Raw genomic sequence first — 19,145 nt, 5'->3', positions numbered from 1 at the left:
GCTTAAGCTTGCAATACGAAAGTAAATACATTCCAATAGGGCATCTATTTACTGGTTATCATCCAACCAGTTCTAAAAAATACATTGGAGTGGAAGATGAGTGATAAGATTTTGCAGCTAACTGATGACGGTTTTGATAACGATGTAATCAACGCTGCAGGCCCTGTTCTTGTTGATTTTTGGGCAGAATGGTGTGGTCCATGTAAAATGATTGCGCCGATTCTTGATGAAATCGCAAACGAGTACGAAGGTCAGCTCACAATCGGTAAATTAAATATCGACCAAAATGCTGGTACTCCACCAAAATTCGGTATTCGCGGTATTCCAACGCTACTTCTTTTCAAAGACGGTGGCGTAGCAGCAACTAAAGTTGGTGCATTGTCTAAAACTCAACTTAAAGAGTTCCTAGACGCTAACCTATAATCAGGTGAGTATTTGAAAAGAAACCGCGCAGTTAACAAATGCGCGGTTTTGTTTTTTCTAAGCTATGGACTAGTCTTAGTTTTAGTGCTAATTTATCGCACGTTAATTGAACAAATTCTCTTCTTGGTCGAGCCTGTGACCAAATCCTTCTTAACTTAAGAAAACAGACCCTATTTTGACTAAACAAACTTCCACCACTATGAATCTTACTGAACTGAAGAACAGACCTGTGTCTGAACTTGTTAAACTTAGCGAAAGCCTAGGTCTTGAAAATCAAGCTCGCTTAAGAAAACAAGACATTATCTTCTCCATCCTTAAAGCACACGCAAAAAGTGGTGAGGACATCTTTGGTGATGGTGTTCTAGAAATTCTTCAAGACGGTTTTGGCTTCCTACGTAGCGCAGACAGCTCATACCTTGCTGGTCCTGATGATATTTATGTATCACCAAGCCAGATTCGTCGTTTTAACCTTCGTACAGGTGACTCTATTGGCGGTAAAATCCGTCCACCTAAAGATGGCGAACGTTACTTTGCTCTGCTTAAAGTAAATACGGTTAACTACGATAAACCAGATAACGCTCGTAACAAGATTCTTTTCGAAAACCTTACTCCTCTTCACGCCAACGAACGTATGGTGATGGAAGCGGGTAATGGTGCAACTGAAGATATCACAGCTCGTATTCTTGACCTTGCTTCTCCAATCGGTAAAGGTCAGCGTGGTCTGATTGTTGCTCCGCCAAAAGCGGGTAAGACAATGCTTCTGCAAAATATTGCTCAAAGCATTGCTCGTAACCATCCTGAGTGTGAACTAATGGTTCTACTTATCGATGAGCGTCCAGAAGAAGTAACAGAAATGCAGCGCCTAGTTAAAGGCGAAGTAATCGCATCGACGTTTGATGAACCAGCATCTCGCCACGTACAAGTAGCAGAAATGGTAATCGAGAAGGCGAAGCGTCTTGTTGAACACAAGAAAGACGTGGTTATCCTACTGGATTCAATTACTCGTCTAGCTCGTGCTTACAACACTGTGATTCCTTCATCAGGTAAAGTTCTTACTGGTGGTGTTGATGCGAATGCTCTACATCGTCCAAAGCGTTTCTTCGGTGCGGCACGTAACGTAGAAGAAGGCGGTAGCTTAACTATCATCGCAACAGCACTGGTTGATACTGGTTCTAAGATGGATGAAGTTATCTACGAAGAATTCAAAGGTACAGGTAACATGGAACTGCACCTTAACCGTAAGATTGCTGAAAAACGCGTATTCCCAGCGATTGATTTCAACCGATCTGGTACTCGTCGTGAAGAGCTTCTTACCAAGAACGATGAACTACAGAAGATGTGGATTCTGCGTAAGATTGTTCACCCAATGGGCGAAATCGATGCGATGGAATTCCTTATCGACAAGCTAGCAATGACTAAAACGAACGATGAGTTCTTTGACGCAATGCGTCGTCAGTAGTATTGATTAGCTTATAGTTATTAAAAAGCGCTGCCTTCGGGTGGCGCTTTTTATTTGCATTTTGTAGCGACAGCTTGCAGAATGGGCAAAAGTGTTACGAGGAAGTTAAAATGCAACATGGACTGTTGTCATCATTACTCCTGTCTACTTCACTGTTACTTTCACCGGTTGGTATGAGTTATGCCACCGAGATGTCTCCACTTACAGTAGAGTCTTGGCTTGAGAATGATCAAGTAAAACTGAAAACTGCTGAATTACTCGAGCTTGTCGTGCGTGACGAAGTCAATTCGCTACGCTTTTCGCTTGAGCGTCTGACATTTCCCCAGCAAGAGGTGGCTCGTTACCGGCTCTTGAAGAAGATCGAACAGCAAGAGATCGTTCTCACCCCTAAGATGTCTATTTTCATAGAACAGCAACTCGCTATCACGCCGACCTACCAAGTATTAGAGCGTGGGGATGGCTACGAGTTTACGGTACCTGCTTTTAATTACCCTTCGATTGCTAATCGACTGATCAAGCAATGGCACCAAGACCAGAAGACACTGGTGTTTGTACTGGATGCAGAAAAGCGGGAACTTAACCTTAATGAGTGGTTGTCAGGGCCTGAGTATCAAGTTCAAACGCGAGAAGCACTATTAATTCGAGAGCTAGACAGTTTGTCTCCTGAAGCGGTTGACTATCTGACTAAGCAACTCACCGCATCTTCTATTGTTAGCTGGTTACCCTCTACCGAGGTGGTAGTTCGATTAGCGCAAGTGAGCGAAGACCCTGAGGTCTATAAGATTCTATGGCGAATGAAGGCCGATTATCATAGCCAAGCAGAGTTAGAGCGACTTGCTAAAACTAAACAAACGTTCGCGTTGGAACAGGTAATGGCAGCGACTAAGAACCCTCGTTTGAAAGATGAAGCGATTACTTTGCTTACCAAGGTGAACCCGCTATCAGAAGAGGTGAAGCAGTTCCTTGTCTCTAGGATGGCGATTGCCGATGAAGCGCCATTAGTCGCCCGTGAATTAGCCAAACAAGGTCACACGCGCTGGTTGCAAGATCTTGTGAATGATAACCCTCAGGTGAAGAGCTCTTTGATCGAGCAAGCATTACCGTAAAGTGGATTTTGCCTCTCAATAACCACACTAAAAAGGGGGATCTCAGCGTCACCCTTTTTGATATACTGAGCGCAGAATAATCAGCATGTAGAAGCCCTATGAGTTTTAAAGATTTACGTGATTTTGTCGACCATCTTGAAAGCATTGGTCAGTTGAAACGCATTTCTCACCCCGTCGACCCAGACTATGAAATGACCGAGATTAGCGACCGTACTCTACGTGCTGGTGGCCCGGCTCTTTTATTTGAAAATCCCGTAGGCTATGACATGCCTGTTTTGACCAATCTATTCGGTACACCTGATCGGGTAGCCATTGGTATGGGGCGTCAAGAGGTCAAAGAGTTACGCGAAGTAGGTAAGTTGCTTGCTTACTTAAAAGAACCTGAGCCACCAAAAGGCTTTAAAGACGCTATCGATAAGCTGCCTGTGTTTAAGCAGGTCTTAAATATGCCAGCTAAGCGTCTTCGTAAGGCTGCCTGTCAACAAATCGTATGGCAGGGTGACGACGTCGACCTAGATAAAATCCCTGTTATGAGTTGCTGGGCTGATGATGTCGCACCATTGTTAACCTGGGGTTTGACCGTTACTCGCGGGCCGAATAAGAAACGCCAAAACTTAGGCATCTATCGTCAACAGAAGATCGGTAAGAATAAAATCATCATGCGTTGGTTAGCCCACCGTGGTGGAGCGCTTGATCTGCGTGATTGGATGGAAACTAACCCAGGTAAGCCATTCCCAGTCTCTGTAGCGTTTGGAGCAGATCCTGCCACCATTCTTGGTGCCGTTACGCCAGTGCCGGATACTTTATCGGAATACGCGTTTGCCGGCTTGCTGCGTGGCAGTAAAACTGAGGTCGTTAAATCAATTAGTAACGACCTAGAAGTGCCAGCGAGTGCTGAAATCGTAATGGAAGGTTACATCGACCCGAATGAGTTCGCAGACGAAGGGCCGTACGGAGACCATACTGGTTACTACAACGAGAAAGAAAAGCATCATGTGTTTACTATTACTCATGTAACCATGCGCGAGAATCCGATCTATCACAGTACCTATACTGGCCGTCCACCTGATGAGCCCGCAGTATTAGGTGTTGCGTTAAATGAAGTGTTTGTTCCTATTCTTCAAAAGCAATTCCCAGAGATAGAAGACTTCTACTTGCCGCCTGAAGGTTGTTCGTACCGAATGGCGGTCGTGACCATGAAGAAGCAATACCCAGGTCACGCTAAGCGAGTAATGATGGGTGTATGGTCTTTCCTACGCCAATTCATGTACACAAAATTTGTCTTGGTATGCGATGAGGATGTTAACGCACGTGATTGGTCTCAAGTGACCGCTGCCATGTGTGAACATATGGATCCGTCTCGTGATAGCTTGATGATAGAGAACACACCTATCGATTCACTAGACTTTGCATCGCCAGTGGTAGGTTTAGGCTCAAAAATGGGTTTAGACATTACTAAGAAGTGGGATGCGGAGCTGGCACTATCACCTGATGCTCAATCTTTACCTATAGATAGTCAGCATATTGAAGGTTGCCTAGCTGAGCTAACCAAAACCTTCCCTGAAATTATTGATATTCACTTACAGAATGACAATGCGTGCATGGTCGTTGTGTCTATCGATAAACAAGCGGCAGGCAATGGTAAGAAAATCATTGAAGCGGTTTGGTCTCAGTTTGATGAGAACAAGTTTGTCATCGTGTGTGATAGTGACGTTAACGTCAGTGACTGGAACGACATTATCTGGGCGGTGACTACAAGAATGGATCCGGCAAGAGATACGTTCTTCCTGAAAAACCAAACTGGACACTCAAAAATGGGTCTAGATGCGACGAACAAGTTTGAAGGTGAGTGCCTGCGTGAGTGGGGTGTTCCAATCACTAAGAACCCAGACGTCGTTAAAAAAATTGATAGCATCTGGGAACAACTAGGAATCTCATGAGCTTCCAAGTAGTCTTATACCCAGAAAATATCAGTTTTACCGTAGAAAAAGGGCAAACGGTTTTGGATGCTGCGCTCAACAGCAATATCAATTTTCCAAACCGCTGCCAAGTTGGTGCATGCGCTATGTGTATGTGCAAAAAATTAGAAGGCAAAGTGAGTTACCACCTTGAACCCATGCTCACAGAGAAAGAGCAGTTACAAGGTTGGATTTTTGCTTGCCAAGCATTTGCAGAAAGTAATTTAGTTCTAACCTTTGCCGATTAAGGGTTAGTGAGAGGAAGAACATGACTATTAAATGTAAAGTGAAATCTATCGAGCCTTTGGCTTGTAACACTTACCAAATCCTACTTCACCCAGAAACACCGGTCGCTTTTAAAGCGGGCCAATACTTGATGGTTGAAATGGGTGAAAAAGACAAGCGCCCATTTTCGATTGCAAGTAGCCCTTGTCGCCATGAAGGTGAGCTTGAGTTGCACATTGGTGCAGCTGAGCACAATGCTTACGCTTCAGAAGTTGTTGAGGCAATGAAGAAAGCGCAAGCTGAAGATGGCGATATAGCTATTGATGCTCCGCACGGTGATGCGTGGGTTAAAGAAGAAAGCGATCGTCCTCTGTTGCTAATTGCTGGTGGTACTGGCTTTAGCTACGTGCGCTCTATTCTCGATCACTGCATCGCGCAGAACAGTAAAAAAGAGATTCATCTATACTGGGGTGCAAAAGATGAGTGTCAGCTGTATGCGAAAGAAGAGCTTGCCGACATTGCAGCAAAACACAGCAATGTGCATTTTGTACCAGTAGTAGAAGAAGCACCTGCAATTTGGCACGGTCAAACGGGTAATGTATTAGAGGCAATCACGCAAAGTTTCGAATCATTAGCTGATTTCGATATCTACATTGCGGGTCGTTTCGAAATGGCAGGCGCTGCAAGAGACTTGTTTACTCAGAATAAAGAAGCAAAGCGTGACCATATGTACGCAGATGCTTACGCATTTATCTAAGATTTCTTTCAGATTTTGAGCGAAAAGAGAGCAGAAATGTTCTCTTTTTTCTGTTTAGGTGAACTATTAGGCAGTTAACCCCTATTTATTCATTTTTTATGAAAAAGTGGTTGCTAAGCTGAGTGGGTTCCCTATAATGCGACACCACTGAGACGGCAGACGCCACAAGGCTTCAGCAACAATCAGTCAGACGGAAAGCGACAAAAAATTAATTTTCAAAAAGTGTTTGACACTGAATGTTAATTCGCTAGAATGGCCGTCCACTTCGAGAAGCTTCTTACTTAAAAGGAGCGCTCAATAAGTGAAGCTCTTTAACAATTTAAACCTATCAATCTGTGTGGGCACTCGTTGATGAATATCAAAACGTTATTACTTAGGTAATGACAGTTACTTCGGTAACAAAATGATTTCAATGAACTGAGTGACCAATACGAATAATTACTTTCTTTATAGAGAGGGGTTATTTGGCACAGTCAATTCATTACCATTCTGTTCCTATTTATTTAAGAAGAGAGGGGTAATAGCTTTAAAATTACACTCTTTATTTATAAAGAATAGTTTTGAAGTCAGTATTCGTTGAGTCACAAAATCTTAAATTGAAGAGTTTGATCATGGCTCAGATTGAACGCTGGCGGCAGGCCTAACACATGCAAGTCGAGCGGAAACGACACTAACAATCCTTCGGGTGCGTTAATGGGCGTCGAGCGGCGGACGGGTGAGTAATGCCTAGGAAATTGCCTTGATGTGGGGGATAACCATTGGAAACGATGGCTAATACCGCATAATGCCTACGGGCCAAAGAGGGGGACCTTCGGGCCTCTCGCGTCAAGATATGCCTAGGTGGGATTAGCTAGTTGGTGAGGTAATGGCTCACCAAGGCGACGATCCCTAGCTGGTCTGAGAGGATGATCAGCCACACTGGAACTGAGACACGGTCCAGACTCCTACGGGAGGCAGCAGTGGGGAATATTGCACAATGGGCGAAAGCCTGATGCAGCCATGCCGCGTGTATGAAGAAGGCCTTCGGGTTGTAAAGTACTTTCAGTTGTGAGGAAGGGTGTGTAGTTAATAGCTGCACATCTTGACGTTAGCAACAGAAGAAGCACCGGCTAACTCCGTGCCAGCAGCCGCGGTAATACGGAGGGTGCGAGCGTTAATCGGAATTACTGGGCGTAAAGCGCATGCAGGTGGTTCATTAAGTCAGATGTGAAAGCCCGGGGCTCAACCTCGGAACTGCATTTGAAACTGGTGAACTAGAGTGCTGTAGAGGGGGGTAGAATTTCAGGTGTAGCGGTGAAATGCGTAGAGATCTGAAGGAATACCAGTGGCGAAGGCGGCCCCCTGGACAGACACTGACACTCAGATGCGAAAGCGTGGGGAGCAAACAGGATTAGATACCCTGGTAGTCCACGCCGTAAACGATGTCTACTTGGAGGTTGTGGCCTTGAGCCGTGGCTTTCGGAGCTAACGCGTTAAGTAGACCGCCTGGGGAGTACGGTCGCAAGATTAAAACTCAAATGAATTGACGGGGGCCCGCACAAGCGGTGGAGCATGTGGTTTAATTCGATGCAACGCGAAGAACCTTACCTACTCTTGACATCCAGAGAAGCCAGCGGAGACGCAGGTGTGCCTTCGGGAGCTCTGAGACAGGTGCTGCATGGCTGTCGTCAGCTCGTGTTGTGAAATGTTGGGTTAAGTCCCGCAACGAGCGCAACCCTTATCCTTGTTTGCCAGCGAGTAATGTCGGGAACTCCAGGGAGACTGCCGGTGATAAACCGGAGGAAGGTGGGGACGACGTCAAGTCATCATGGCCCTTACGAGTAGGGCTACACACGTGCTACAATGGCGCATACAGAGGGCAGCAAGCTAGCGATAGTGAGCGAATCCCAAAAAGTGCGTCGTAGTCCGGATTGGAGTCTGCAACTCGACTCCATGAAGTCGGAATCGCTAGTAATCGTGAATCAGAATGTCACGGTGAATACGTTCCCGGGCCTTGTACACACCGCCCGTCACACCATGGGAGTGGGCTGCAAAAGAAGTGGGTAGTTTAACCTTTCGGGGAGGACGCTCACCACTTTGTGGTTCATGACTGGGGTGAAGTCGTAACAAGGTAGCCCTAGGGGAACCTGGGGCTGGATCACCTCCTTATACGAAGATACTTACGATGAGTGTCCACACAGATTGATGGTTTAGATTTAGTTAAAGCCAGAGCTTTAATTAATAACGTAAGTTATTGATTAAAGCTTTTTGCTTTATGCTCTTTAACAATTTGGAAAGCTGACTGATTGATTTACTTACGAGTAATTCAATCAAATTTAAAAGTTCTCAATGTTTATCTTTCATTAGATAAACACAACAAACACATTCAAGTGTCTTGTATTCGAATCAAATTTATTTGATTCACAATTGAGTCCGGCAAACAGTTATCAAGAATTAACCCTTCTTGATGACAACCAAAAACCTTGGTTAGTTGCCATACGCTTATTTGTCTTCACTTTTTTAAAGTGAAAGCAAATAGAAACCCTTTCGGGTTGTATGGTTAAGTGACTAAGCGTACACGGTGGATGCCTTGGCAGTCAGAGGCGATGAAAGGCGTAATAACTTGCGATAAGCCCAGATTAGGTAGTAATAACCTTTTGAGTCTGGGATTCCTGAATGGGGAAACCCACTTACATAAGTAAGTATCTTGTTGTGAATACATAGCAACAGGAGGCAAACCGGGGGAACTGAAACATCTAAGTACCCTGAGGAAGAGAAATCAACCGAGATTCCGAAAGTAGCGGCGAGCGAAATTGGATTAGCCCTTAAGCTTTTAATGATGCAGGTGAAGAGTCTGGAAAGTCTCGCAATAAAGGGTGATAGCCCCGTAACCGACACATCATAATCAGTGAAAACGAGTAGGGCGGGACACGTGATATCCTGTCTGAATATGGGGGGACCATCCTCCAAGGCTAAATACTACTGACTGACCGATAGTGAACCAGTACCGTGAGGGAAAGGCGAAAAGAACCCCTGTGAGGGGAGTGAAATAGAACCTGAAACCGTGTACGTACAAGCAGTAGGAGCACCTTCGTGGTGTGACTGCGTACCTTTTGTATAATGGGTCAGCGACTTAATTTTAGTAGCAAGGTTAACCGTTTAGGGGAGCCGTAGGGAAACCGAGTCTTAACTGGGCGTACAGTTGCTAGGATTAGACCCGAAACCAGGTGATCTAGCCATGGGCAGGTTGAAGGTTGAGTAACATCAACTGGAGGACCGAACCGACTAATGTTGAAAAATTAGCGGATGACTTGTGGCTAGGGGTGAAAGGCCAATCAAACCTGGAGATAGCTGGTTCTCCCCGAAAGCTATTTAGGTAGCGCCTCGGACGAATACTACTGGGGGTAGAGCACTGTTAAGGCTAGGGGGTCATCCCGACTTACCAACCCTTTGCAAACTCCGAATACCAGTAAGTACTATCCGGGAGACACACGGCGGGTGCTAACGTCCGTCGTGGAGAGGGAAACAACCCAGACCGCCAGCTAAGGTCCCAAAGTATAGCTAAGTGGGAAACGATGTGGGAAGGCTCAGACAGCCAGGATGTTGGCTTAGAAGCAGCCATCATTTAAAGAAAGCGTAATAGCTCACTGGTCGAGTCGGCCTGCGCGGAAGATGTAACGGGGCTAAGCTATACACCGAAGCTGCGGCTACGTACCTTAGGGTATGTGGGGTAGGGGAGCGTTCTGTAAGCCGTTGAAGGTGGTCTGTAAGGGCTGCTGGAGGTATCAGAAGTGCGAATGCTGACATGAGTAACGATAAAGGGAGTGAAAAACTCCCTCGCCGGAAGACCAAGGGTTCCTGTCCAACGTTAATCGGGGCAGGGTAAGTCGACTCCTAAGGCGAGGCCGAAAGGCGTAGTCGATGGGAAACGGGTTAATATTCCCGTACTTCTTACAATTGCGATGGGGGGACGGAGAAGGCTAGGTGGGCCTGGCGACGGTTGTCCAGGTTCAAGTACGTAGGCGGAAAGTTTAGGTAAATCCGGACTTTCTTAACGCTGAGATACGATGTCGAGCTACTACGGTAGTGAAGTCATTGATGCCATGCTTCCAGGAAAAGCCTCTAAGCTTCAGATTGTAAGGAATCGTACCCCAAACCGACACAGGTGGTCGGGTAGAGAATACCAAGGCGCTTGAGAGAACTCGGGTGAAGGAACTAGGCAAAATGGTACCGTAACTTCGGGAGAAGGTACGCTCTTATCAGTGAAGTCCCTTGCGGATGGAGCAGACGAGAGTCGCAGATACCAGGTGGCTGCAACTGTTTATTAAAAACACAGCACTGTGCAAAATCGTAAGATGACGTATACGGTGTGACGCCTGCCCGGTGCCGGAAGGTTAATTGATGGGGTTAGACTTCGGTCGAAGCTCTTGATCGAAGCCCCGGTAAACGGCGGCCGTAACTATAACGGTCCTAAGGTAGCGAAATTCCTTGTCGGGTAAGTTCCGACCTGCACGAATGGCGTAATGATGGCCACGCTGTCTCCACCCGAGACTCAGTGAAATTGAAATCGCTGTGAAGATGCAGTGTACCCGCGGCTAGACGGAAAGACCCCGTGAACCTTTACTACAGCTTGGCACTGAACATTGAACCTACATGTGTAGGATAGGTGGGAGACTATGAAATTGCGTCGCTAGATGTGATGGAGTCGTCCTTGAAATACCACCCTTGTAGTTTTGATGTTCTAACGTTGGTCCCTGAATCGGGATTACGGACAGTGCCTGGTGGGTAGTTTGACTGGGGCGGTCTCCTCCCAAAGAGTAACGGAGGAGCACGAAGGTGGGCTAAACACGGTTGGACATCGTGTGGTTAGTGCAATGGCATAAGCCCGCTTGACTGCGAGAATGACAATTCGAGCAGGTGCGAAAGCAGGTCATAGTGATCCGGTGGTTCTGAATGGAAGGGCCATCGCTCAACGGATAAAAGGTACTCCGGGGATAACAGGCTGATACCGCCCAAGAGTTCATATCGACGGCGGTGTTTGGCACCTCGATGTCGGCTCATCACATCCTGGGGCTGAAGTCGGTCCCAAGGGTATGGCTGTTCGCCATTTAAAGTGGTACGCGAGCTGGGTTTAGAACGTCGTGAGACAGTTCGGTCCCTATCTGCCGTGGGCGTTGGAAAATTGAAAGGGGCTGCTCCTAGTACGAGAGGACCGGAGTGGACGAACCTCTGGTGTTCGGGTTGTCATGCCAATGGCATTGCCCGGTAGCTAAGTTCGGAATCGATAACCGCTGAAAGCATCTAAGCGGGAAGCGAGCCTTGAGATGAGTTTTCCCTGACGCTATAAGCGTCCTAAAGGGTTGTCGTAGACTACGACGTTGATAGGCAGGGTGTGTAAGTGCTGCGAGGCATTGAGCTAACCTGTACTAATTGCCCGTGAGGCTTAACCATACAACACCCAAGGGGTTTTGTGGACTCAAAGAAATACCAAACGCTTGAATGAGTTTGATGAGAATTTAACAGCTTTCCGAATTTTAAAATTTGCTTGGCGACCATAGCATTGTGGACCCACCTGATTCCATGCCGAACTCAGAAGTGAAACACAATAGCGCCGATGGTAGTGTGGGGCTTCCCCATGTGAGAGTAGGACATCGCCAGGCTTTAAATTTATTTTCACTTTTTTAAAAGTGAAGACAAAAGCTCGACTTTGTCTATTTAATAGACAAGTCACCATAGAGTTCTAAGTTTTCTTAGAGTTTTATGTTGACTTTCAAAGTGGAAAGCGTATTATACGCGTCCTGCTTAAGTGCTAAGGCACTGAAAGCGTTCTCTTTTTAGAGAACACGCTCTTTAACAATTTAAACCTATCAATCTGTGTGGGCACTCGTTGATGAATATCAAAACGTTATTGGTTCTTTTTCGAAAGAGCGTAATAGCAGTTACTTCGGTAACAAACTTGATTTCAATGAACTGAGTGACCAATACGTTTAACTACTTGTAGTTATTCGGCACAGTCAATTCATTACCATTCTGTTGGAATGGTAATAGCTTTAGAATTACATGTTCATTTTCGAATGAATATTAGTTTTGAAGTCAGTATTCGTTGAGTCACAAAATCTTAAATTGAAGAGTTTGATCATGGCTCAGATTGAACGCTGGCGGCAGGCCTAACACATGCAAGTCGAGCGGAAACGACACTAACAATCCTTCGGGTGCGTTAATGGGCGTCGAGCGGCGGACGGGTGAGTAATGCCTAGGAAATTGCCTTGATGTGGGGGATAACCATTGGAAACGATGGCTAATACCGCATAATGCCTACGGGCCAAAGAGGGGGACCTTCGGGCCTCTCGCGTCAAGATATGCCTAGGTGGGATTAGCTAGTTGGTGAGGTAATGGCTCACCAAGGCGACGATCCCTAGCTGGTCTGAGAGGATGATCAGCCACACTGGAACTGAGACACGGTCCAGACTCCTACGGGAGGCAGCAGTGGGGAATATTGCACAATGGGCGAAAGCCTGATGCAGCCATGCCGCGTGTATGAAGAAGGCCTTCGGGTTGTAAAGTACTTTCAGTTGTGAGGAAGGGTGTGTAGTTAATAGCTGCACATCTTGACGTTAGCAACAGAAGAAGCACCGGCTAACTCCGTGCCAGCAGCCGCGGTAATACGGAGGGTGCGAGCGTTAATCGGAATTACTGGGCGTAAAGCGCATGCAGGTGGTTCATTAAGTCAGATGTGAAAGCCCGGGGCTCAACCTCGGAACTGCATTTGAAACTGGTGAACTAGAGTGCTGTAGAGGGGGGTAGAATTTCAGGTGTAGCGGTGAAATGCGTAGAGATCTGAAGGAATACCAGTGGCGAAGGCGGCCCCCTGGACAGACACTGACACTCAGATGCGAAAGCGTGGGGAGCAAACAGGATTAGATACCCTGGTAGTCCACGCCGTAAACGATGTCTACTTGGAGGTTGTGGCCTTGAGCCGTGGCTTTCGGAGCTAACGCGTTAAGTAGACCGCCTGGGGAGTACGGTCGCAAGATTAAAACTCAAATGAATTGACGGGGGCCCGCACAAGCGGTGGAGCATGTGGTTTAATTCGATGCAACGCGAAGAACCTTACCTACTCTTGACATCCAGAGAAGCCAGCGGAGACGCAGGTGTGCCTTCGGGAGCTCTGAGACAGGTGCTGCATGGCTGTCGTCAGCTCGTGTTGTGAAATGTTGGGTTAAGTCCCGCAACGAGCGCAACCCTTATCCTTGTTTGCCAGCGAGTAATGTCGGGAACTCCAGGGAGACTGCCGGTGATAAACCGGAGGAAGGTGGGGACGACGTCAAGTCATCATGGCCCTTACGAGTAGGGCTACACACGTGCTACAATGGCGCATACAGAGGGCAGCAAGCTAGCGATAGTGAGCGAATCCCAAAAAGTGCGTCGTAGTCCGGATTGGAGTCTGCAACTCGACTCCATGAAGTCGGAATCGCTAGTAATCGTGAATCAGAATGTCACGGTGAATACGTTCCCGGGCCTTGTACACACCGCCCGTCACACCATGGGAGTGGGCTGCAAAAGAAGTGGGTAGTTTAACCTTTCGGGGAGGACGCTCACCACTTTGTGGTTCATGACTGGGGTGAAGTCGTAACAAGGTAGCCCTAGGGGAACCTGGGGCTGGATCACCTCCTTATACGAAGATACCACGATGAGTGTCCACACAGATTGATGGTTTAGATTTAGTTAAAGCCAGAGCTTTAATTAATAACGTAAGTTATTGATTAAAGCTTTTTGCTTTATGCTCTTTAACAATTTGGAAAGCTGACTGATTGATTACTTACGAGTAATTCAATCAAATTTAAAAGTTCTCAATGTTTATCTGCTCTTATTTAATAAGAACGGTATAAACACAACAAACACATTCAAGTGTCTTGTATTCGAATCAAACATTAGTTTGATTCACAATTGAGTCCGGCAAACAGTTATCAAGAATTAACCCTTCTTGATGACAACCAAAAACCTTGGTTAGTTGCCATACACTAAGACCCTTTCGGGTTGTATGGTTAAGTGACTAAGCGTACACGGTGGATGCCTTGGCAGTCAGAGGCGATGAAAGGCGTAATAACTTGCGATAAGCCCAGATTAGGTAGTAATAACCTTTTGAGTCTGGGATTCCTGAATGGGGAAACCCACTTACATAAGTAAGTATCTTGTTGTGAATACATAGCAACAGGAGGCAAACCGGGGGAACTGAAACATCTAAGTACCCTGAGGAAGAGAAATCAACCGAGATTCCGAAAGTAGCGGCGAGCGAAATTGGATTAGCCCTTAAGCTTTTAATGATGCAGGTGAAGAGTCTGGAAAGTCTCGCAATAAAGGGTGATAGCCCCGTAACCGACACATCATAATCAGTGAAAACGAGTAGGGCGGGACACGTGATATCCTGTCTGAATATGGGGGGACCATCCTCCAAGGCTAAATACTACTGACTGACCGATAGTGAACCAGTACCGTGAGGGAAAGGCGAAAAGAACCCCTGTGAGGGGAGTGAAATAGAACCTGAAACCGTGTACGTACAAGCAGTAGGAGCACCTTCGTGGTGTGACTGCGTACCTTTTGTATAATGGGTCAGCGACTTAATTTTAGTAGCAAGGTTAACCGTTTAGGGGAGCCGTAGGGAAACCGAGTCTTAACTGGGCGTACAGTTGCTAGGATTAGACCCGAAACCAGGTGATCTAGCCATGGGCAGGTTGAAGGTTGAGTAACATCAACTGGAGGACCGAACCGACTAATGTTGAAAAATTAGCGGATGACTTGTGGCTAGGGGTGAAAGGCCAATCAAACCTGGAGATAGCTGGTTCTCCCCGAAAGCTATTTAGGTAGCGCCTCGGACGAATACTACTGGGGGTAGAGCACTGTTAAGGCTAGGGGGTCATCCCGACTTACCAACCCTTTGCAAACTCCGAATACCAGTAAGTACTATCCGGGAGACACACGGCGGGTGCTAACGTCCGTCGTGGAGAGGGAAACAACCCAGACCGCCAGCTAAGGTCCCAAAGTATAGCTAAGTGGGAAACGATGTGGGAAGGCTCAGACAGCCAGGATGTTGGCTTAGAAGCAGCCATCATTTAAAGAAAGCGTAATAGCTCACTGGTCGAGTCGGCCTGCGCGGAAGATGTAACGGGGCTAAGCTATACACCGAAGCTGCGGCTACGTACCTTAGGGTATGTGGGGTAGGGGAGCGTTCTGTAAGCCGTTGAAGGTGGTCTGTAAGGGCTGCTGGAGGTATCAGAAGTGCGAATGCTGACATGAGTAACGATAAAGGGAGTGAAAAACTCCCTCGCCGGAAGACCAAGGGTTCCTGTCCAACGTTAATCGGGGCAGGGTAAGTCGACTCCTAAGGCGAGGCCGAAAGGCGTAGTCGATGGGAAACGGGTTAATATTCCCGTACTTCTTACAATTGCGATGGGGGGACGGAGAAGGCTAGGTGGGCCTGGCGACGGTTGTCCAGGTTCAAGTACGTAGGCGGAAAGTTTAGGTAAATCCGGACTTTCTTAACGCTGAGATACGATGTCGAGCTACTACGGTAGTGAAGTCATTGATGCCATGCTTCCAGGAAAAGCCTCTAAGCTTCAGATTGTAAGGAATCGTACCCCAAACCGACACAGGTGGTCGGGTAGAGAATACCAAGGCGCTTGAGAGAACTCGGGTGAAGGAACTAGGCAAAATGGTACCGTAACTTCGGGAGAAGGTACGCTCTTATCAGTGAAGTCCCTTGCGGATGGAGCAGACGAGAGTCGCAGATACCAGGTGGCTGCAACTGTTTATTAAAAACACAGCACTGTGCAAAATCGTAAGATGACGTATACGGTGTGACGCCTGCCCGGTGCCGGAAGGTTAATTGATGGGGTTAGACTTCGGTCGAAGCTCTTGATCGAAGCCCCGGTAAACGGCGGCCGTAACTATAACGGTCCTAAGGTAGCGAAATTCCTTGTCGGGTAAGTTCCGACCTGCACGAATGGCGTAATGATGGCCACGCTGTCTCCACCCGAGACTCAGTGAAATTGAAATCGCTGTGAAGATGCAGTGTACCCGCGGCTAGACGGAAAGACCCCGTGAACCTTTACTACAGCTTGGCACTGAACATTGAACCTACATGTGTAGGATAGGTGGGAGACTTTGAAACCGCGTCGCTAGATGTGGTGGAGTCGTCCTTGAAATACCACCCTTGTAGTTTTGATGTTCTAACGTTGGTCCCTGAATCGGGATTACGGACAGTGCCTGGTGGGTAGTTTGACTGGGGCGGTCTCCTCCCAAAGAGTAACGGAGGAGCACGAAGGTGGGCTAAACACGGTTGGACATCGTGTGGTTAGTGCAATGGCATAAGCCCGCTTGACTGCGAGAATGACAATTCGAGCAGGTGCGAAAGCAGGTCATAGTGATCCGGTGGTTCTGAATGGAAGGGCCATCGCTCAACGGATAAAAGGTACTCCGGGGATAACAGGCTGATACCGCCCAAGAGTTCATATCGACGGCGGTGTTTGGCACCTCGATGTCGGCTCATCACATCCTGGGGCTGAAGTCGGTCCCAAGGGTATGGCTGTTCGCCATTTAAAGTGGTACGCGAGCTGGGTTTAGAACGTCGTGAGACAGTTCGGTCCCTATCTGCCGTGGGCGTTGGAAAATTGAAAGGGGCTGCTCCTAGTACGAGAGGACCGGAGTGGACGAACCTCTGGTGTTCGGGTTGTCATGCCAATGGCATTGCCCGGTAGCTAAGTTCGGAATCGATAACCGCTGAAAGCATCTAAGCGGGAAGCGAGCCTTGAGATGAGTTTTCCCTGACGCTATAAGCGTCCTAAAGGGTTGTCGTAGACTACGACGTTGATAGGCAGGGTGTGTAAGTGCTGCGAGGCATTGAGCTAACCTGTACTAATTGCCCGTGAGGCTTAACCATACAACACCCAAGGGGTTTTGTGGACTCAAAGAAATACCAAACGCTTGAATGAGTTTGATGAGACTTTTAAATCAGTTTTCCAGATTATTTTGCCTTCAGTTTTTAAAAAACTGAAAGTAAAAGCAAAATTTGCTTGGCGACCATAGCATTGTGGACCCACCTGATTCCATGCCGAACTCAGAAGTGAAACACAATAGCGCCGATGGTAGTGTGGGGCTTCCCCATGTGAGAGTAGGACATCGCCAGGCTTTAAATTTATTTTCACTTTTTTAAAAGTGAAGACAAAAGCTCGACTTTGTCTATTTAATAGACAAGTCACCATAGAGTTCTAAGTTTTCTTAGAGTTTTATGTTGACTTTCAAAGTGGAAAGCGTATTATACGCGTCCTGCTTAAGTGCTAAGGCACTGAAAGCGTTCTCTTTTTAGAGAACACGCTCTTTAACAATTTAAACCTATCAATCTGTGTGGGCACTCGTTGATGAATATCAAAACGTTATTGGTTCTTTTTCGAAAGAGCGTAATAGCAGTTACTTCGGTAACAAACTTGATTTCAATGAACTGAGTGACCAATACGTTTAACTACTTGTAGTTATTCGGCACAGTCAATTCATTACCATTCTGTTGGAATGGTAATAGCTTTAGAATTACATGTTCATTTTCGAATGAATATTAGTTTTGAAGTCAGTATTCGTTGAGTCACAAAATCTTAAATTGAAGAGTTTGATCATGGCTCAGATTGAACGCTGGCGGCAGGCCTAACACATGCAAGTCGAGCGGAAACGACACTAACAATCCTTCGGGTGCGTTAATGGGCGTCGAGCGGCGGACGGGTGAGTAATGCCTAGGAAATTGCCTTGATGTGGGGGATAACCATTGGAAACGATGGCTAATACCGCATAATGCCTACGGGCCAAAGAGGGGGACCTTCGGGCCTCTCGCGTCAAGATATGCCTAGGTGGGATTAGCTAGTTGGTGAGGTAATGGCTCACCAAGGCGACGATCCCTAGCTGGTCTGAGAGGATGATCAGCCACACTGGAACTGAGACACGGTCCAGACTCCTACGGGAGGCAGCAGTGGGGAATATTGCACAATGGGCGAAAGCCTGATGCAGCCATGCCGCGTGTATGAAGAAGGCCTTCGGGTTGTAAAGTACTTTCAGTTGTGAGGAAGGGTGTGTAGTTAATAGCTGCACATCTTGACGTTAGCAACAGAAGAAGCACCGGCTAACTCCGTGCCAGCAGCCGCGGTAATACGGAGGGTGCGAGCGTTAATCGGAATTACTGGGCGTAAAGCGCATGCAGGTGGTTCATTAAGTCAGATGTGAAAGCCCGGGGCTCAACCTCGGAACTGCATTTGAAACTGGTGAACTAGAGTGCTGTAGAGGGGGGTAGAATTTCAGGTGTAGCGGTGAAATGCGTAGAGATCTGAAGGAATACCAGTGGCGAAGGCGGCCCCCTGGACAGACACTGACACTCAGATGCGAAAGCGTGGGGAGCAAACAGGATTAGATACCCTGGTAGTCCACGCCGTAAACGATGTCTACTTGGAGGTTGTGGCCTTGAGCCGTGGCTTTCGGAGCTAACGCGTTAAGTAGACCGCCTGGGGAGTACGGTCGCAAGATTAAAACTCAAATGAATTGACGGGGGCCCGCACAAGCGGTGGAGCATGTGGTTTAATTCGATGCAACGCGAAGAACCTTACCTACTCTTGACATCCAGAGAAGCCAGCGGAGACGCAGGTGTGCCTTCGGGAGCTCTGAGACAGGTGCTGCATGGCTGTCGTCAGCTCGTGTTGTGAAATGTTGGGTTAAGTCCCGCAACGAGCGCAACCCTTATCCTTGTTTGCCAGCGAGTAATGTCGGGAACTCCAGGGAGACTGCCGGTGATAAACCGGAGGAAGGTGGGGACGACGTCAAGTCATCATGGCCCTTACGAGTAGGGCTACACACGTGCTACAATGGCGCATACAGAGGGCAGCAAGCTAGCGATAGTGAGCGAATCCCAAAAAGTGCGTCGTAGTCCGGATTGGAGTCTGCAACTCGACTCCATGAAGTCGGAATCGCTAGTAATCGTGAATCAGAATGTCACGGTGAATACGTTCCCGGGCCTTGTACACACCGCCCGTCACACCATGGGAGTGGGCTGCAAAAGAAGTGGGTAGTTTAACCTTTCGGGGAGGACGCTCACCACTTTGTGGTTCATGACTGGGGTGAAGTCGTAACAAGGTAGCCCTAGGGGAACCTGGGGCTGGATCACCTCCTTATACGAAGATACTTACGATGAGTGTCCACACAGATTGATT

6 protein-coding genes and 7 rRNA genes are annotated in these 19,145 nt (G+C 47.3%); all 13 read left to right on the top strand.

All coding sequences use genetic code 11. The annotated features are described in order from the left end of the window. The first annotated feature begins 96 nt into the window (after positions 1-96). The 13 genes from trxA to OCV30_RS15110 all read left to right on the top strand — a co-directional run bounded on the left by trxA (position 97) and on the right by OCV30_RS15110 (position 19,106). Positions 97-423: a thioredoxin TrxA gene (trxA, locus tag OCV30_RS15170; protein ID WP_009848196.1), complete on the top strand. Its 327-nt coding sequence runs from the start codon at positions 97-99 to the stop codon at positions 421-423. A gap of 199 nt (positions 424-622) precedes the next feature. After that, positions 623-1,882: a transcription termination factor Rho gene (gene rho, locus OCV30_RS15165; protein ID WP_009848197.1), complete on the top strand. Its 1,260-nt coding sequence runs from the start codon at positions 623-625 to the stop codon at positions 1,880-1,882. Between the two features lie 110 nt (positions 1,883-1,992). Then, positions 1,993-2,988: a hypothetical protein gene (locus OCV30_RS15160; protein ID WP_065679797.1), complete on the top strand. Its 996-nt coding sequence runs from the start codon at positions 1,993-1,995 to the stop codon at positions 2,986-2,988. A 98-nt stretch (positions 2,989-3,086) separates the two neighbouring features. Next, positions 3,087-4,928 carry a 4-hydroxy-3-polyprenylbenzoate decarboxylase gene (gene ubiD / locus OCV30_RS15155; protein WP_065679796.1) on the top strand — a complete coding sequence of 614 codons (1,842 nt, stop codon included), beginning with the start codon at positions 3,087-3,089 and terminating at the stop codon, positions 4,926-4,928. After that, on the top strand, positions 4,925-5,194 hold the full coding sequence (locus OCV30_RS15150; protein WP_065679795.1) for a 2Fe-2S iron-sulfur cluster-binding protein: 270 nt from the start codon (positions 4,925-4,927) through the stop codon (positions 5,192-5,194). Before ubiD ends, OCV30_RS15150 begins: the two co-directional genes overlap by 4 nt. 20 nt (positions 5,195-5,214) lie before the next feature. After that, entirely contained in the window at positions 5,215-5,928 is a 714-nt protein-coding gene (fre, locus tag OCV30_RS15145) for an NAD(P)H-flavin reductase (protein ID WP_065679794.1), read from the top strand. Positions 5,929-6,521: 593 nt separating this feature from the next. After that, a 16S ribosomal RNA gene (locus OCV30_RS15140) occupies positions 6,522-8,076 on the top strand. A 389-nt stretch (positions 8,077-8,465) separates the two neighbouring features. Then, positions 8,466-11,358, top strand: a 23S ribosomal RNA gene (locus OCV30_RS15135). A 93-nt stretch (positions 11,359-11,451) separates the two neighbouring features. Then, positions 11,452-11,567, top strand: a 5S ribosomal RNA gene (rrf, locus tag OCV30_RS15130). Between the two features lie 460 nt (positions 11,568-12,027). Next, positions 12,028-13,582, top strand: a 16S ribosomal RNA gene (locus OCV30_RS15125). 368 nt (positions 13,583-13,950) lie between these two features. Next, a 23S ribosomal RNA gene (locus OCV30_RS15120) occupies positions 13,951-16,843 on the top strand. Positions 16,844-16,975: 132 nt separating this feature from the next. After that, positions 16,976-17,091, top strand: a 5S ribosomal RNA gene (gene rrf, locus OCV30_RS15115). Between the two features lie 460 nt (positions 17,092-17,551). Then, positions 17,552-19,106 (top strand): 16S ribosomal RNA (locus tag OCV30_RS15110). The 16S, 23S and 5S rRNA genes sit together here, the layout of an rRNA operon. Positions 19,107-19,145: the final 39 nt, after the last annotated feature.

This window comes from Vibrio atlanticus (genome assembly GCF_024347315.1).
GTDB lineage: Bacteria > Pseudomonadota > Gammaproteobacteria > Enterobacterales > Vibrionaceae > Vibrio > Vibrio atlanticus.
Note: the sequence above shows the minus strand (reverse complement) of the source record. Positions and strands in the feature narration are given on the sequence as shown.